The organism is Pseudomonas sp. R-28-1W-6 (genome assembly GCF_009799925.1).
Classification (GTDB): domain Bacteria; phylum Pseudomonadota; class Gammaproteobacteria; order Pseudomonadales; family Pseudomonadaceae; genus Aquipseudomonas.
Genome location: NZ_WELK01000003.1, coordinates 262,558 through 278,184, shown reverse-complemented (window position 1 = coordinate 278,184; position 15,627 = coordinate 262,558). Strand labels below are relative to the sequence as shown.

Annotated in this window: 16 protein-coding genes; 12 read left to right on the top strand and 4 right to left on the bottom strand. The window is 67.8% G+C overall.

The features are described 5' to 3' along the window. Window positions 1–66 precede the first annotated feature (66 nt). Window positions 67–1,776 carry a C13 family peptidase gene (locus F3I62_RS08980; RefSeq protein WP_160489307.1) on the bottom strand — a complete coding sequence of 570 codons (1,710 nt, stop codon included), beginning with the start codon at window positions 1,774–1,776 and terminating at the stop codon, window positions 67–69. 108 nt (window positions 1,777–1,884) lie between these two features. Continuing rightward, window positions 1,885–2,340 carry a MaoC family dehydratase gene (locus F3I62_RS08975; protein WP_160489306.1) on the bottom strand — a complete coding sequence of 152 codons (456 nt, stop codon included), beginning with the start codon at window positions 2,338–2,340 and terminating at the stop codon, window positions 1,885–1,887. Between the two features lie 161 nt (window positions 2,341–2,501). Between F3I62_RS08975 and F3I62_RS08970 the strand changes: the two genes are divergently transcribed. From F3I62_RS08970 to F3I62_RS08960, 3 genes are read left to right on the top strand one after another with little or no spacing between them, the layout of a single operon-like run. Further along, window positions 2,502–2,864 carry a CidA/LrgA family protein gene (locus F3I62_RS08970; RefSeq protein WP_160082621.1) on the top strand — a complete coding sequence of 121 codons (363 nt, stop codon included), beginning with the start codon at window positions 2,502–2,504 and terminating at the stop codon, window positions 2,862–2,864. Next, entirely contained in the window at window positions 2,861–3,577 is a 717-nt protein-coding gene (locus F3I62_RS08965) for an LrgB family protein (RefSeq protein WP_160489305.1), read from the top strand. Before F3I62_RS08970 ends, F3I62_RS08965 begins: the two co-directional genes overlap by 4 nt. A 10-nt stretch (window positions 3,578–3,587) precedes the next feature. After that, a complete protein-coding gene (locus F3I62_RS08960; RefSeq protein ID WP_160489304.1) occupies window positions 3,588–4,178 on the top strand; it encodes an LON peptidase substrate-binding domain-containing protein in 591 nt (196 codons plus the stop codon). An 18-nt stretch (window positions 4,179–4,196) separates the two neighbouring features. Here F3I62_RS08960 and F3I62_RS08955 read toward each other — a convergent pair whose 3' ends face one another. Both F3I62_RS08955 and F3I62_RS08950 read right to left on the bottom strand, forming a co-directional pair. After that, on the bottom strand, window positions 4,197–5,513 hold the full coding sequence (locus F3I62_RS08955) for a bifunctional DedA family/phosphatase PAP2 family protein (protein ID WP_160489303.1): 1,317 nt from the start codon (window positions 5,511–5,513) through the stop codon (window positions 4,197–4,199). Then, entirely contained in the window at window positions 5,510–6,223 is a 714-nt protein-coding gene (locus tag F3I62_RS08950; protein WP_160489302.1) for a DNA-3-methyladenine glycosylase, read from the bottom strand. Before F3I62_RS08950 ends, F3I62_RS08955 begins: the two co-directional genes overlap by 4 nt. Before the next feature lie 157 nt (window positions 6,224–6,380). On the opposite strand from F3I62_RS08950, the gene F3I62_RS08945 reads away from it, so the two are divergent. The 9 genes from F3I62_RS08945 (at window position 6,381) to F3I62_RS08905 (ending at window position 15,584) form a co-directional block, all read left to right on the top strand. Further along, entirely contained in the window at window positions 6,381–7,646 is a 1,266-nt protein-coding gene (locus F3I62_RS08945; RefSeq protein ID WP_160489301.1) for a glutamate-5-semialdehyde dehydrogenase, read from the top strand. After that, entirely contained in the window at window positions 7,646–8,311 is a 666-nt protein-coding gene (gene nadD / locus F3I62_RS08940) for a nicotinate-nucleotide adenylyltransferase (RefSeq protein ID WP_160489300.1), read from the top strand. Before F3I62_RS08945 ends, nadD begins: the two co-directional genes overlap by 1 nt. Window positions 8,312–8,318: 7 nt before the next feature. Continuing rightward, entirely contained in the window at window positions 8,319–8,678 is a 360-nt protein-coding gene (rsfS, locus tag F3I62_RS08935) for a ribosome silencing factor (protein WP_160489299.1), read from the top strand. A 9-nt stretch (window positions 8,679–8,687) separates the two neighbouring features. Continuing rightward, entirely contained in the window at window positions 8,688–9,155 is a 468-nt protein-coding gene (gene rlmH / locus F3I62_RS08930) for a 23S rRNA (pseudouridine(1915)-N(3))-methyltransferase RlmH (RefSeq protein WP_160489298.1), read from the top strand. Between the two features lie 39 nt (window positions 9,156–9,194). Further along, entirely contained in the window at window positions 9,195–11,120 is a 1,926-nt protein-coding gene (gene mrdA, locus F3I62_RS08925; RefSeq protein WP_160489297.1) for a penicillin-binding protein 2, read from the top strand. Then, window positions 11,117–12,262, top strand: a complete 1,146-nt coding sequence (gene rodA / locus F3I62_RS08920; RefSeq protein ID WP_160489296.1) for a rod shape-determining protein RodA — start codon at window positions 11,117–11,119, stop codon at window positions 12,260–12,262. The genes mrdA and rodA overlap by 4 nt, the downstream gene beginning before the upstream one ends. Before the next feature lie 5 nt (window positions 12,263–12,267). Next, window positions 12,268–13,290 (top strand): lytic murein transglycosylase B, encoded by a 1,023-nt coding sequence (gene mltB, locus F3I62_RS08915; RefSeq protein WP_372240100.1) that lies wholly within the window; start codon window positions 12,268–12,270, stop codon window positions 13,288–13,290. Further along, a complete protein-coding gene (locus F3I62_RS08910; protein WP_160489294.1) occupies window positions 13,287–14,303 on the top strand; it encodes a septal ring lytic transglycosylase RlpA family protein in 1,017 nt (338 codons plus the stop codon). Before mltB ends, F3I62_RS08910 begins: the two co-directional genes overlap by 4 nt. Window positions 14,304–14,405: 102 nt before the next feature. Continuing rightward, window positions 14,406–15,584: a D-alanyl-D-alanine carboxypeptidase family protein gene (locus F3I62_RS08905; protein ID WP_160489293.1), complete on the top strand. Its 1,179-nt coding sequence runs from the start codon at window positions 14,406–14,408 to the stop codon at window positions 15,582–15,584. The last annotated feature ends 43 nt before the right edge of the window (window positions 15,585–15,627 follow it).

The following is a 15,627-nucleotide window of genomic DNA, read 5'->3' as shown; positions in this document are numbered from 1 at the left end:
TGGTTACTCCGCTGATACTGCCAGCTTAGAAGTTTTTGCTCGTTCCGGTGTGCGCGCTATGCCGCTTTATTCGACTTTATTTGCGCTGGCGCTTTCCAGGGCCAGCCGGGCCTGGCTGGCGCGCATCGCCTTCCAGTGGGCGAGTACGGCCGGCGGTGCCCACAGCTGCGGTTCCGAGGGCTCGAAGTCTTCGGCCTGCTCGCGCTCGGCGACCTTCGCCTTGGCCAGTTCGAAGGCGCGCTGCAGGTCGTCGGTCTCGCCGAAGGCCTCGGCGAACAGGGCGCGGCCGAAATAGGTGAAGTCGTTTTCCTCGGCGCAGCCGAACGATACCCGGTCGGCGCGGGCGGCGGTCATCACCAGGGTCTTGGCGTCCTTGAGCGGCGCAATGAAGCCGCCGGAATAGCAGGCCGAGATCACCACCACCTTGTGCCGCTCGCGCAGGGGCTGCAGCAGGGCGGCCAGTTCGGCGGCCGGCAGGTCGTCCAGCTGCAGGCGTGGCTGATCCAGGCTCAGCTGGTGGTCGGGCGAACCGTGGCTGGTCAGGTAGATGAACACCAGGTCTTCCGGGCCACTGCGTTCGGCCAGGGCGCGCACGGCGCGGGTCAGGCTCTCGCGGGTGGCCAGCGGGCGGTCGGCCAGGTGGTCGCGGTGGTTGCCCAGGCGGATGCCGCCGTGGGCGTTGAAGCGCTCGCCGAGCAGCTGGCTGACGTAGTCGGCTTCGCGCAGGAACACGCTCTGCTTGCCGTCGCCGGCCAGGGTCAGGCTATACAGCTCGGTGGCCGGGGTCGAGGCGGGCACGGCGGCGATGGCCTGCTCGAGCAGCCGTCCCTGTTCCAGCAGGCCCAGCTCCAGCGCGTCGGGCTGGGTCGCGCCGTGGCGGTCGCGGATCAGCTGGCCGCCTTGCCAGGTGCCGCTGCGCCGGCTGCCATCGGCGAGCGCCAGGGTGCCGTCGCCGGCATAGTCGTTGTCGGCGAACTGGCCGCGGTAGACGCTGCCGTCGGCCAGGGTCAGCTCGCCCTGGCCGTGGAAGCGCCAGTGGCGGAACTGGCCACGGTAGTGGCGGCCATCGGCCCCGGTGAATTCGCCCTTGCCCTCCAGCGAGCCGTCCACGAAGTTGCCCAGCCAGGCATCGCCCTCGGCGTTCTGGAAACGCCCCGCGCCGTGGAACAGGTCGTTACGGAAGCCGCCGCTGTAGTGTTCGCCATCGGCGCCCATATAGCTGCCCTGGCCATGCAGCACGCCGTTGTCGAAGGTGCCGCTGTACTGGTTGCCGTTCTCGCTGCGGGTGCCCGGGCCAGTCAGCTCGCCGCGCACGAAGCGGCCCTGGTAGCGGTTGCCGCCCGGCCATTCGAGGCTGCCCAGGCCGTGGTAGCGGTCGTCGCGGAACTCGCCGCGGTAGCTCACCTCGCCCTGTTGCAGATGGCCTTCGCCATGCAGGCGGCCTTGCCTGAAACCACCACGGTAGACGCTGCCGTCGCTGTAGGTGAGGGTGCCCTGGCCGTCGAACAGGCCCTGGCGGAAGTGGCCGACATAGTGTTCGCCGCCGGCCCCCTGCCATTCGCCCTGGCCGTGGCTCTGGCCGTCCTTGAACTGGCCGGCGTACCAGCTGCCATTGGCATAGTCGATGCGTCCCTCGCCCTGCAGCAGGCCATCGACCACCTCGCCGCGATAGCGGCCGCCGTCGGGCAGCACCGCGTCGGGCGGCAGCAGCGGCTCGCCGTCGCCACAGGCGGCGAGCAGCAGGGCAAGGGTCAGTGGCGCAAAAAGGCGGGGCATGGTGGACGTCCTGGTCGGTGCATGCTCCGAGTATGCCGCAGGGTTGCTGCCGCTCCAATGCAAACGGGGCGCTTGCGCGCCCCGTTCGGATGGTTCAGCGACCGCGTGTCAGACGAAGCACAGGGTCAGCGGTTCGGCGATATAGGCGGGTTTTTCCTCGCCCTCGATCTCCAGGGTGGCCTGGGCCTTGATCAGCCACTGGCCGGGGCGTTTCTCGGTGACCTCGACGATGCTCAGGGCCAGGCGCACGCGCGAGTCGACCTTGACCGGCTGGATGAAGCGCACGCTGTCGAGGCCATAGTTGACCGCCATCTTCAGGCCCTCGGGCATGATCATCAGGCTTTCCATCAGCATCGGAATCAACGACAGGGAGAGAAAACCGTGGGCGATGGTGCCGCCGAAGGGGGTGTGCTTGGCCTTGACCGGGTCGACGTGGATGAACTGGTGGTCGCCGGTGCATTCGGCGAACTGGTTGATGCGGTTCTGATCGATGGTCAGCCATTGCGAGCGTCCCAGCTCTTTGCCTGCGTAGTCTTTGAGTTGCGATACGGGTACAAACGGCATAGATCCTCCTTGAGGATGCAAGAAGTTTATTGTTTTTGGTGGTGAACCTTGCTGGCCCTAGATCAGCATGACTCGGCGGGCGGGTCAAGCCGAAAGTCGCGGTTTATGGCGTCCCCTTCGGCATGCCTATAATGGGCGCCGCAAACCCGCCGGAGACTTCCATGCTGCTACGCGGCCTGACCTGGCTGGTGCTGTTCCAGTTGCTCGGCACCGCCCTCAATTCCCTGTTTCTCGGCATGCTGCCGGGGCCGATCATCGGCCTGCTGCTGCTGTTCGTGTTTCTGCTGCTGCGTGGCGAAGTGGGCGAGCCGCTGAGCGAGGCAGCGGCCGGCCTGCTGCGCTACCTGCCGCTGCTGCTGGTGCCGCCGGCGGTGGGGGTGATGGTGTATGCCGAGCAGCTGGCCACCGATTTCTGGGCGCTGGCCGGGGCGCTCGGCCTGTCGCTGCTGCTGTCGCTGCTGTTCGCCGGCTGGCTGATGCAGAAGCTGATCGAGCGGCAGAGCCGGCGCGAGGAACGGTCATGAGCCTCGACTGGCAGGCCGCCGTGCAGGCGGTGATCCATCATCCGCTGTTCGGTGTCGGCATCACCCTGGCGGCTTATCAGCTGTCCCTGGCCGCCTACGAAAGGACCCGCTGGGTGTTCCTGCAGCCGGTGCTGCTGTCCATGACCATATTGATCGGCGTGCTGCTGCTGTGCGGCCTGAGCTACGCCGAATACCGCAACAGCACCTTCCTGCTCAGCGTGCTGCTCGGGCCGACCACCGTGGCCCTGGCCGTGCCCCTGTATCTGAACCTGCGGCGTATCCGCCAGCTGTTCTGGCCGGTGCTGATCACCCTGGCGCTGGCCGGCGTGTTCGCCACCGTGCTGGGCGTGGCGCTGGCCTGGCTGTTCGGTGCCGACCACATGATGCTGATGACCCTGGCGCCGAAGTCGGTGACCTCGCCGATCGCCATGTTGGTGGCCGAGCAGATCGGCGGCGTGGCGGCGCTGGCCGCGGTGTTCGTGCTGATCACCGGGGTGCTCGGGGCGATCTGCGGGCCGGAGCTGCTGCGCCTGATCGGCGTGCGCCATCCGGCGGCGCAGGGCATGGCCCTCGGCCTCACCGCCCATGCGGTGGGTACGGCGCGGGCGCTGCAGGAAAGTGAAGAGAGTGGGGCCTTCGCCGCCCTGGCGATGAGCCTGATGGGCGTGGTCACGGCCATCGCCCTGCCGCTGGTGGTGGCGCTGATTGCCTGAGGAGGGTTGCATGAGTTTCCCGTTGTTCCCGCTCAACACCGTGCTGTTTCCCGGCTGCATGCTCGATCTGCAGATTTTCGAGGCGCGCTACCTGGACATGGTCAGCGCCTGCATGCGCCGCGGCGAAGGCTTCGGCGTGGTCGCCATCCTGGAGGGGTGGGAGGTCGGCGCGGCCGCCGGGCGTCATGCCGAGGTCGGCTGCGAGGCGCTGATTCGCGATTTCCAGCAGCGCCCCAATGGCCTGCTGGGCATCCGGGTCGAGGGTGGCCGGCGCTTTGTGGTCGAGCGCAGCACGGTGCAGGCCGACCAGCTGACCCTGGCCGAGGTGCGCTGGCTGGATGAACAGGCGGATGCGCCGCTGCGGGCCGAGCATGCCGACCTGGCCGCCCTGCTCAATGCTTTGAACGAGCACCCGATGGTCTCCGGGCTGGGCATGGCGGGCGCGGTCGCCGGGCAACAGGCCCTGGCCAATCAGCTGGCCTACCTGCTGCCGTTCAGCGTCGAGGAGAAGCTGCAGGCGCTGCGCGAGGCCGATCCGGCGCAGCGCCTGGCGCAGATCCAGCACCTGCTCGACCGCCTGCAGGGCGAGATGATCGCCTGAGGCGGTCGGCCGCCGGATTCAATAGCGGTATTGCAGCAGCGCTTCCGGCAGGGCCCAGGCGCTGACGGCGCCGAGCAGGGCCAGGCTCGCCGGCAGGACCAGCAGCCACACGCGCGGGCTCAGCGGCGCCAGGGTCTGGCGCCGCTGCAGGAAGGCCAGCCAGGCGGCGCAGACGGTGCCGGCCAGCAGGGCGCCGGCGAGGATGTCGGTGGGCCAATGCACCCCCAGATACACCCGCGACAGGGCGATCGCCAGGGCCGGCAGGCTGGCCAGCAGCAGCCAGGTCAGGCGCGTGCGCGCCGGGGTGCCGCGCCCGGCGAGGATGCCCAGAGCGAGGAAGAAGGCGAAGGCCGCCGAGCTGTGCCCGCTGGGCAGGCTGAAGGTGTCCAGCGGCTGCAGCAGCACATCCGGGCGGGCGCGGGCGAACAGGTACTTGAGGCCGGTGTTGGCCAGGGCGGTGAGCAGCATGCAGCCGGCCACCAGCAGGGCCCCGTCGATGCGCCGGCTGAGCAGCAGCAGGACGGTCAGCAGCACGCCGGCCGCGGCCTGGGTGGCGAAGTTGCCGAGGCCGGTGATCAGCAGGGCGAGGCTGTCCATGGTGCTGCTGCGCTGCTCCTGGACCAGGGCCATCAGACCCTGATCCAGGGTGCCCAGATGCGGCACGGCAAACAGCAGGGCGGCCAGCAGGGCGCCGCTGCAGCCGGCCGCCACGCCGGTGGCCCAGCGCTGTTCGCGCAGGCTGCTCTGCATCACCACCAGCAGCATCAGGGCGATGGCCGCGGCGACGATGCCGGCGGCGCTCCAGAAGCCCTCCGGCAGCGGCAGGCGCAGGGCGGCGCCGGTGGCCCAGCCCGGCAGCATGTAGGCCACCGCCCAGCCGGCGGCGGCCAGCATGCTGACCAGGGCGAAGCGCACGAACGGCATGTCGAGCATGCCGGCCACCAGCGGCAGCATCGGCCGCAGCGGGCCGATGTAGCGGCCGACCAGCAGGCTGGCGACACCGTAGCGCTTGAAGTAGTTCTCCGCGCCGCCCAGCCATTCGGGGTGGTCGCGCAGCACCGGCAGGCGGCGGATGCCCTGGTGGAAGCGCCGGCCGAGGCCGTAGGAAATCGCGTCGCCGAGCAGGCCGCCAGTGTAGGCCAGCAGCAGGGTTTCCCACAGGCTCAGGGCGCCGCTGCCGGCGAGCATGGCCAGGGTGAACAGCACCACGGTGCCGGGGATCAGGATCCCGGCCACGGCCAGGCACTCCAGGCAGGCGATGATGAAGATGGTCAGGCCCAACCATTCCGGGTTGGTCTCCAGCCAGAGAGTCATGGTGTCGAACCATTGGCTCATGGGTACAGCTCCTGTGGTGGTAGCAAGTGATAATCCTGGCCTTCGCGCTGGCCGCGGCGCAGCGGGTTGCGCGTGCACTGGCGGGCGAAGGCGGCGTCGACGAAGCGGTAGAGCAGGTGTTCGTCACGCCCGGCGGGGATGCCCAGGCGGGTAGTCTGAATGATCTGGCCGGGCATTTCGCCGACATCCTCGACGAACAGGCGCAGCGGGTCGAAGCGGCGGGCGTCCCAGTCCGGCACTTTCAGGCCGAGGCTGCGGCACAGCAGGGTCTGCCCGGCGCACAGCTTGTGTGCCGGGCGTGGGCTGCCATCGGCGGCGGGGTTGTTGGCCTGCATGCGCGCCAGGGCGTCGGGCGCGCAGCGCGGGTCGAGCCAGGGCGCGGCCGATTTGATCAGCACCGCATTGCCCGGGCCCTGGGCGCTGAAGTTCAGCGAGTCGCCGCCACGGGCGTAGTACATGTAGATGTGCCCGCCATCGAGAAACAGCGCGCGGCGCTTCTCGGTGTAGCCGAGCGAGGCATGGCTGCCCTTCTCGGCGGCGTAGTAGGCCTCGGTCTCGATGATTCGCGCGGCCAGCCAGTAGCCCTGGTGGCAATGGCGGATCACCTTGCCCAGCAGGGCGCGCGCGACGGTCTGCGCGTCGCGGTCGAAGAATTCGGCGGGCAGCGGGCGGGCTTCCGGCCAGGGCAGCGGCGGGTGGATGGCGGGCATGGGCGGCGCTTGCGGATAAGGTGGCGGGCGCGATCATAGCAACAAGTTCCGCCTTCGACTGCCGGCTCCAGTGACCATCCGCCCGACGCCGCTGGGCTTGAGGCCGCGCTCTCGCTATAATCGGCCCCTTTTTCCAACTGCCAGACATTCCGAGACCATGACCGAGTCCGTGCTCGACTACATGACCCGCCTGGGCCGCGCCGCGCGTGATGCCTCGCGGGTGCTCGCCCGCGCCAGCACCGCGCAGAAGAACAGCGCCCTGCAGGCTGCCGCCAATGCCCTCGACGCCGCACGCGCCGAACTGACCGCCGCCAACCAGCTGGATCTGAGCGCCGCCCGTGCGGCTGGCCTGGAGCCGGCCATGGTCGACCGCCTGGCGCTGACCCCGGCGGTGATCGACAGCATGATCGAAGGCCTGCGCCAGGTCGCCACCCTGCCGGACCCGATCGGCGAGATCCAGGGCATGCGTTACCTGCCGTCCGGCATCCAGGTCGGCAAGATGCGCGTGCCGCTGGGCGTGATCGGCATCATCTACGAGTCGCGCCCCAACGTGACCATCGACGCCGCCAGCCTGTGCCTGAAGTCCGGCAATGCCACCATCCTGCGTGGCGGCTCCGAGGCGATCCATTCCAACCAGGCGATCGCCCGCTGCATCCAGCTCGGCCTGGCCGAAGCCGGCCTGCCGGCTGCCGCCGTGCAGGTGGTGGAAACCACCGACCGCGCCGCCGTCGGCGCGCTGATCAGCATGCCGGAGTTCGTCGACGTGATCGTGCCGCGCGGCGGCAAGGGCCTGATCGAGCGCATCAGCCGCGACGCCAAGGTGCCGGTGATCAAGCACCTGGATGGCGTGTGCCACGTCTACATCGACGTCGCCGCCGACCTCGACAAGGCCATCCGCGTCGCCGACAACGCCAAGACCCAGCGCTATTCGCCGTGCAACGCCATGGAGACCCTGCTGGTGCATGCCGCCATCGCCGAGCGGGTGTTGCCGCCGCTGGCCGCCATCTACCGCAGCAAGGGCGTGGAGCTGCGCGGCGACGCGGCGACCCGCGCGCTGCTCGGCGGCGACGTGCTGGTCGCCACCGAGGAAGACTGGTTCGCCGAGTACAACGCGCCGATCCTGGCCATTCGCATCGTCGACTCGCTGGATGCGGCCATCGAACACATCAATAAATACGGCTCGCAGCACACCGATGCGATCATCACCGAGAACTTCTCGGACGCGCGGCGCTTCCTCACCGAGGTGGATTCCTCCTCGGTGATGGTCAATGCCTCGACCCGTTTCGCCGATGGTTTCGAGTACGGCCTGGGCGCGGAGATCGGCATTTCCACCGACAAGCTGCACGCCCGCGGCCCGGTCGGCCTGGAGGGCCTGACCAGCGAGAAGTACGTGGTGTTCGGCGACGGGCATATCCGTACCTGATGGCCAAGCGCAGCGGCGCCCGGCGCATCGGTTTGCTCGGCGGCACCTTCAACCCGGTGCACATCGCCCACCTGCGCGCTGCGCTGGAGGTGGCCGAGCAGCTGGCGCTGGACGAGCTGCGGCTGATTCCCAGCGCGCGGCCGCCGCACCGCGAGGCGCCGCTGGTCAGCGCCGAACAGCGCCTGGCCATGGTGCGTCTGGCGGTGGAAGGCGAATCGCGGCTGACGGTGGACGACCGCGAGCTGCGGCGGGCCAAGCCGTCGTTCACCTTCGACACCCTGGAGTCGCTGCGCGCCGAGTTGGCGGCGGACGACCAGCTGTTTCTCCTGCTGGGCTGGGACGCCTTCTGCGGGTTGCCGACCTGGCATCGCTGGCAGGAACTGCTGCAGCACTGCCATATCCTCGTGCTGCAGCGGCCGGATGCCGACAGCGAGGCGCCGGAAGCGCTGCGTGACCTGCTCGCGGCGCGCAGTGTGAGTGACCCGCAAGGCCTGGTCGGGCCGAGCGGGCAGATTGCTTTTGTCTGGCAGACGCCCCTGGCGGTGTCGGCCACGCAGATTCGCCAGTTGCTGGCAGAGGGGCGTTCGGTACGTTTTCTGGTACCCGATGCCGTGCTGGCCTATATCCAAACCCACGGACTGTACCGTGGGCAAACCGATTCATGAGGTAACGATGCAAAACGAACAACTGGTCAAGGTCGCCATCGCGGCCCTGGAAGACATGAAGGCCCAGGACATCACCACTATCGATGTGCGCGGCAAGACCAGCGTCACCGACTTCATGGTGATCGCCAGCGGTACCTCCAGCCGTCACGTCAAGTCGATGGCCAACGAAGTGCTGGACAAGGTCCGGGAACAGGGCGTGCGCCCGCTGGGCAGCGAAGGCCTGGACGGCGGCGAGTGGGCCCTGCTCGACCTCGGCGACGTGGTGGTGCACGTGATGCAGGTCGCCACCCGCCAGTTCTATGATCTCGAGCGCCTGTGGCAGGGCGCCGAGCAGAGCCGCGCCCACCACCAGGACCAGCCGGAGTAAGTCGCTGACGTGCGTATCAAGCTGATCGCCGTCGGCTCGCGCATGCCGCGCTGGGTGGAGGATGGCTGGCAGGAATATGCCAAGCGTCTGCCGCCCGAGCTGGCCCTCGACCTGGTCGAGATTCCGCTGACCACCCGCGGCAAGAATGCCGACGTGGCGCGGATGATCCGCCAGGAAGGCGAGGCCATGCTGGGCAAGGTGCAGGCGGGGGAACGCATCGTCACCCTGGAGGTCCATGGCAAGCCGTGGAGCACCGAGCAGCTGGCGGCCGAGTTGGAGCGCTGGCGCCTGGATGCGCGCACCGTCAACCTGATGGTCGGCGGCCCCGAGGGGCTGGCGCCGGAGGTCTGCGCGCGCAGCGAGCAGCGCTGGTCGCTATCACCGCTGACCCTGCCGCACCCGCTGGTGCGCATCCTCATCGGCGAGCAGATCTACCGCGCCTGGACCGTGCTGTCCGGCCACCCGTACCACAAATAGCCGGTCCCCATAAAACACCGCCCACTCAAGTAGTCGCCGATGCCGCAACCGATCCGCCTCAAGGACCACGAAAAGGACGCCCGTCTGGTACGCCGGCGCGTGGTGGTCGGTGCCGTGGCCGTGTTGCTGCTGACCTGCGTGCTGATCGCGCGCCTGTATTACCTGCAGGTGATCCAGTACGAGCACCACAGCACCCTGGCGGAGAACAACCGCATCCATGTGCAGCCGATCCCGCCGACCCGCGGGCTGATCTTCGACCGCAACGGGGTGATCATCGCCGACAACCGGCCGAGCTTCAGCCTGACCGTGACCCGCGAGCGGGCCGGCGACTGGCAGCAGGTGCTGGATGTGGTAGTCGAGGCGCTGGAGCTGACGGCGGACGACCGTGCCCTGTTCGAGCGGCGCATGCGCCAGGGGCGGCGGCCGTTCGAGCCGGTGCCGATCCTGTTCGAGCTGTCCGAGGAGCAGATCGCGCGGATCGCGGTCAACCAGTTCCGCCTGCCCGGCGTCGACGTGGTGGCCCAGCTGGTGCGCCACTACCCGCAGAAGGAGCACTTCGCCCACTCGGTCGGCTACGTCGGGCGGATCAACGAGAAAGAGCTGAAAGAGCTCGATCCGGTCAACTACAGCGGCACCCACCATATTGGCAAGACCGGCATCGAGCGGTTCTACGAGGACCTGCTGCATGGCGAGGTGGGCTACGAGGAGGTCGAGACCAATGCCCGTGGCCGGGTGTTGCGCGTGCTCAAGCGCACCGACCCGAAGCCGGGCGCCGATCTGGTGCTGAGCCTGGATGTGAAGCTGCAGCAGGCCGCCGAGCAGGCCCTGGGCGGGCGGCGCGGCGCGGTGGTGGCGATCGAGCCGAGCAGCGGCGAGGTGTTGGCGATGGTCAGCCAGCCGAGCTTCGACCCCAACCCCTTCGTCACCGGCATCGGTTTCAAGGCCTATGCCGAGTTGCGCGATTCCATCGACCGGCCGCTGTACAACCGCGTGCTGCGCGGCCTCTACCCGCCGGGTTCGACGATCAAGCCGATGGTCGCGGTGTCCGGCCTGGATGCCGGCGTGGTCACCCCGCAGACGCGGGTGTACGACCCCGGCTTCTACCAGTTGCCCGGCCACAGCCACAAATACCGCAACTGGAACCGTACCGGCGACGGCGCGGTGAACCTGGAATACGCCATCATGCGTTCCAACGACACCTATTTTTACGACCTGGCGCACAAGATGGGTGTGGATCGCATGCACGACTACATGAGCCGCTTCGGCCTGGGCCAGAAGGTCTCCCTGGACATGTTCGAGGAGGCGCCCGGGCTGATGCCGTCGCGCGAGTGGAAGCGCGCGCGCTACCGCCAGCCCTGGTACCCGGGCGAGACGCTGATCCTCGGCATCGGCCAGGGCTACATGCAGACCACGCCGCTGCAGCTGGCCCAGGCGGTGACCCTGATGGCCACCCGCGGCAAGTGGATCCGCCCGCACCTGTTGCGCACGGCCGAGGGCAAGACCTCGCAGCAGCTGATGGACGAGGAGGTCATCGACGCGGTCGAGACCCCGGCCGACATCGTCCTGCGCGACCCCAAGTTCTGGGACTACGGCCGCTTCGGCATGGAGCAGGTGATGCACGGGCCGCGCGGCACCGCACGCAAGGTCGGCGACTCGGCGCTGTACCGGATCGCCGGCAAGAGCGGCACGGCGCAGGTGGTGGCGATCAAGCAGGGCGAGAAATATGACCGCTCCAAGGTGGCCGAGCGCCATCGCGACCACGCCCTGTTCGTCGCCTTCGCCCCGGCGGCCGATCCGAAGATCGCCGTGGCGGTGATGGTGGAGAACGGCGAGTCCGGCTCCGGCGTGGCCGCGCCGGTGGTCAAGCAGGTGATGGATGCCTGGCTGCTCGGCGCGGACGGCCAGCTCAAGCCCGAGTTCCGTGCGCCGGAGCCGGTCGTCGAATCCGCGAGCGTCAGCCGATGAACAGTAACTTTGACCGCACCCTGTCCCAGGAAGACGTGTTCAAGCGTCGCGCCACCCTGCTGCAGCGCCTGCATATCGACGGCTGGCTGCTGCTGATCCTCCTGGTATTGGCCGCCGGCAGCCTGTTCGTGCTGTATTCGGCCAGCGGCAAGAACTGGGACCTGCTGATCAAGCAGGCCAGTTCCTTCGGCCTGGGCATCGCGGCCGCCATCGTCATCGCCCAGTTCGAGCCGCGCTTCATGGCGCGCTGGGTGCCGCTGGCCTATGTGGTGGGGGTCGGCCTGCTGGTGGCGGTGGAGGTGATGGGCCACACGGCGATGGGCGCCACGCGCTGGATCAACATTCCCGGGGTGATCCGCTTCCAGCCCTCGGAGTTCATGAAGATCATCATGCCGGCGACCATCGCCTGGTACCTGGCGCGGCACAACCTGCCGCCCAAGCTCAAGCACATTGCCGTCAGCCTGGTGCTGATCGTCATCCCCTTCGTGCTGATCGTGAAGCAGCCGGATCTTGGCACCGGCCTGCTGATCCTGGCTTCCGGCGCCTTCGTGCTGTTCATGGCTGGCCTGCAGTGGCGCTGGATTCTCGGTGCGCTGGCGGCGATCGTGCCGATCGCCGTGGGCATGTGGTTCTTCGTCCTGCGCGAGTACCAGAAGCAGCGCGTGCTGACCTTCCTCGACCCGGAAAGCGACCCGCTGGGCACCGGCTGGAACATCATCCAGTCCAAGGCGGCCATCGGTTCCGGCGGCGTGCTGGGCAAGGGCTGGCTGCTCGGCACCCAGTCGCATCTGGATTTTTTGCCGGAAAGCCACACGGACTTTATCATTGCCGTCCTGAGCGAAGAGTTCGGCCTGGTCGGAGTGTGTATCCTGCTGCTGGTCTACCTGCTGCTGATCGGCCGCGGCCTGATGATCACCGCCCAGGCGCAGACCCTGTTCGGCAAGTTGCTGGCCGGTAGCCTGACGATGACCTTCTTCGTCTACGTATTCGTTAACATCGGCATGGTCAGCGGACTGCTGCCGGTGGTGGGGGTGCCTCTGCCCTTCATCAGTTACGGCGGAACTCACTTGGTGACGCTGTTGTCAGGTTTTGGGGTTTTGATGGCGATCCAGACCCATCGCAAATGGATCGCACAGGTTTGATAAGAGTGAATAATTTGAAACAGGCATGGCGCGGCTGGCTGGTGCGCAGCACTCATTGGATCGGCCTGGCCGCGGCCCTGGGCCTGAGCGGCACGGCGCTGGCCGGCGACTACGAGGGTTCGCCGCAGGTGGCCGAGTTCATCGCCGAGATGACCCGCGACCACGGGTTCGCCGGCGAGCAGCTGGTAGCCCTGTTCCGCGAGGCCGAGCGCAAGCAGGCGATCCTCGACGCCATCTCGCGCCCGGCGGAGAAGGTCAAGCCGTGGAAGGACTACCGGCCGATCTTCATCACCGATGCGCGGATCAGCAAGGGCGTGGACTTCTGGAACCAGAACGCCGAGGCCCTGGCCCGCGCCGAGCAGGAGTACGGGGTGCCGGCGCAGGTGATCGTGGCGATCATCGGTGTGGAAACCTTCTACGGTGGCAACACCGGCAGCTGGCGCGGTCTCGATGCCTTGTCCACACTGTGCTTCGATTACCCGCCGCGCGCGCAGTTCTTCTGTCAGCAGCTCAAGGAGCTGCTCCTGCTGAGCCGCGAGGAACAGGTCGACCCGCTGACCCTGAAGGGCTCCTACGCCGGGGCCATGGGCCTGCCGCAGTTCATGCCGAGCAGCTTCCGCGCCTATGCGGTGGACTTCGATGGCGACAACCACATCAATATCTGGAGCAACCCGGTGGATGCGATTGGCAGTGTCGCCAGTTACTTCAAGCGCCATGGCTGGGTGGCCGGCGACCCGGTGGTCAGTCGCGCCCAGGTCAAGGGCGAGCAGGCCGACAGCGGCCTGACCGTCGGCCTCGACCCGGTGAAGACCGTCGGCGAGCTGCGTGCCCTGGGCTGGTCCAGCGCGGACGTGCTGCGCGACGATATCCCGGTCACCGCCTTTCGCTTCGACGGCGCCGAGGGTGAGGAATACTGGATGGGCCTGCCCAACTTCTACGTGATCACCCGCTACAACCGCAGCAGCATGTATGCCATGGCCGTGCATCAGCTGTCCGAAGCGCTGCTGGCCAAGCGGAGCGGCCGATGAGGCGCGTCCTGCCGTTGGCCCGCCGCAGTCTGGCCTTCGCCGCCCTGGGTCTGGCCCTGGCCAGCTGCACCACCAGCAAGCCGACCCCGCCGGTGCCCGCCGGCGGCCCGGTGTCGGGGCCGAACGACTACAGCCGCCCGCACCGCGACGGCGCGCCCTGGTGGGATGTCGACGTGTCGCGCATCCCCGATGCGGTGCCGATGCCGCATTACGGCCGGCTCAAGGCCAACCCCTATACGGTGCTGGGCAAGACCTACTACCCGATCAACGATGCCCGGCGCTACCACGCCACCGGCACCGCCTCCTGGTACGGCACCAAGTTCCACGGTCAGGCCACCGCCAATGGCGAGGCCTATGACCTGTACGGCATGACCGCCGCGCACAAGACCCTGCCGCTGCCGAGCTACGTGCGGGTGACCAACCTGGACAACGGCCGCACGGTGATCCTGCGGGTCAACGACCGCGGCCCGTTCTACTCCGACCGCATCATCGACCTGTCCTTCGCCGCGGCGAAGAAGCTCGGCTATGCCGAAAGCGGCACCGCGCGGGTCAAGGTCGAAGGCATCGACCCCCACGAGTGGTGGGCCCAGCAGGGTCGCCCGGTGCCGATGGTGCTGGCCCAGCCGAAGATGGCCGAGCCTGCGGCGGCGCAGCCGCTGGCCGTGGCCCAGCCGGTCAGCCAGCCGATCGAGCAGTACACGCCGCCCGTCGAGCAGCACGCCGCGGCCGTGCTGCCGGTGCAGATAGACGCAAAAAAAAACGATTCAGTCGCAGCCTCTGGCCTGTATCTCCAGGTGGCCGCCTTCGCCAATCCGGACGCTGCGGAGCTCCTCAAGGCGAAGCTGAGCGAGACGGTGCCTGCCAAGGCCTTTATCAGCTCGGTGGTGCGCAACCAGCAGATTCTGCACCGGGTACGCCTGGGGCCGATCGAAACGCCGGGTGAGGCGCAGCAGCTGCAGAACAGCGTGCGCCTGGCCAACCTCGGTCAGCCGACCCTGGTGCGGGCCGACTGAACCTTCTTCGTCCGCCGTCCGGAGCCGTTTCGGGCAGGCGGTGAATGCAGGCGACCCTGGTGTCGCCTGTGCCATTGTTGAATAGCTATTTCAGAGAGACGGATGAATATCTCCCGCTTTGCCCGATGCCTTTCCCTGTTCACCCTGCTGCTCGGCGCGCCGCTCACCCAGGCCGCCCAGGACCAGGCGATCCCGTCGCCGCCGCAGCTGGCGGCCAAGTCCTATGTGCTGATGGATGGCGCCAGCGGCAAGGTGCTGGTGGAAAACAACAGCGACCAGCGCCTGCCTCCGGCCAGCCTGACCAAGCTGATGACCGCCTACATCGCCACCCTGGAAATCCGCAAGGGCAAGATCGGTGAGGAAGACCTAGTGCCCGTCAGCGAGCACGCCTGGCGTACCGGTGGCGCCGCTTCCGGCGGTTCCACCATGTTCCTGCCGCTGAACAGCCAGGTGAAGGTGGACGACCTGCTGCACGGCATCATCATCCAGTCCGGCAACGACGCCAGCATCGCCCTGGCCGAGTACATCGCCGGCAGCGAGGACGCCTTCGCCGACATGATGAACGAGACCGCCGAGCGCCTGGGCATGAAGAACTCGCACTTCATGAACGCCACCGGCCTGCCGCATCCGGAGCACTACTCCAGTGCCCACGACATGGCCATCCTGGCCCGCGCGATCATCAACGAGGACGCCGAGCACTACGCGATCTACTCGCAGAAGGAGTTCTTCTGGAACAACATCAAGCAGGGCAACCGCAACCTGCTGCTGTGGCGCGACAAGACCGTCGACGGCCTGAAGACCGGCCACACCGACGAAGCCGGCTACTGCCTGGTGTCCTCGGCCGTGCGTGAAGGTGCGCGGATGATCACCGCGGTGTTCGGCACCGTCAGCGAGTCGGCCCGCGCCGCGGAAACCCAGAAGCTGCTGACCTACGGCTTCCGCTTCTTCGAGACCCAGACCTTCTACAAGAAGGGCCAGGAACTGAGCCAGGCCCAGGTCTGGAAGGGTGCCGTGCGCCAGGTCAAGGCCGGCCTGGCCGAAGACCTGACCATGACCCTGCCCAAGGGCCAGATCAAGCAGCTGCAAGCCAGCATGACCGTCGAGCCGCAGCTGGTGGCGCCGCTCAAGGAGGGCGACGTGATCGGCAAAGTCGAGGTCAAGCTGGGTGACCAGGTGGTACACAGCGCCAATCTGATCGCCCTCGAAGCGGTCGAGGAGGGTGGCTTCTTCCGCCGCCTGTGGGATGGCATCCGCCTGTTCTTCTACGGCCTGTTCAACTGAGGTGGCATGGACGCCCCTACCGGGCGTCCGCAAACTGCAAGCA

Coding starts and splice junctions, on each gene's coding strand:
- F3I62_RS08980 (WP_160489307.1), bottom strand. CDS start 1,776: ATGCCCCGCCTTTTTGCGCCACTGACCCTTGCCCTGCTGCTCGCCGCC.
- F3I62_RS08975 (WP_160489306.1), bottom strand. CDS start 2,340: ATGCCGTTTGTACCCGTATCGCAACTCAAAGACTACGCAGGCAAAGAG.
- F3I62_RS08970 (WP_160082621.1), top strand. CDS start 2,502: ATGCTGCTACGCGGCCTGACCTGGCTGGTGCTGTTCCAGTTGCTCGGC.
- F3I62_RS08965 (WP_160489305.1), top strand. CDS start 2,861: ATGAGCCTCGACTGGCAGGCCGCCGTGCAGGCGGTGATCCATCATCCG.
- F3I62_RS08960 (WP_160489304.1), top strand. CDS start 3,588: ATGAGTTTCCCGTTGTTCCCGCTCAACACCGTGCTGTTTCCCGGCTGC.
- F3I62_RS08955 (WP_160489303.1), bottom strand. CDS start 5,513: ATGAGCCAATGGTTCGACACCATGACTCTCTGGCTGGAGACCAACCCG.
- F3I62_RS08950 (WP_160489302.1), bottom strand. CDS start 6,223: ATGCCCGCCATCCACCCGCCGCTGCCCTGGCCGGAAGCCCGCCCGCTG.
- F3I62_RS08945 (WP_160489301.1), top strand. CDS start 6,381: ATGACCGAGTCCGTGCTCGACTACATGACCCGCCTGGGCCGCGCCGCG.
- nadD (WP_160489300.1), top strand. CDS start 7,646: ATGGCCAAGCGCAGCGGCGCCCGGCGCATCGGTTTGCTCGGCGGCACC.
- rsfS (WP_160489299.1), top strand. CDS start 8,319: ATGCAAAACGAACAACTGGTCAAGGTCGCCATCGCGGCCCTGGAAGAC.
- mrdA (WP_160489297.1), top strand. CDS start 9,195: ATGCCGCAACCGATCCGCCTCAAGGACCACGAAAAGGACGCCCGTCTG.
- rodA (WP_160489296.1), top strand. CDS start 11,117: ATGAACAGTAACTTTGACCGCACCCTGTCCCAGGAAGACGTGTTCAAG.
- F3I62_RS08910 (WP_160489294.1), top strand. CDS start 13,287: ATGAGGCGCGTCCTGCCGTTGGCCCGCCGCAGTCTGGCCTTCGCCGCC.
- F3I62_RS08905 (WP_160489293.1), top strand. CDS start 14,406: ATGAATATCTCCCGCTTTGCCCGATGCCTTTCCCTGTTCACCCTGCTG.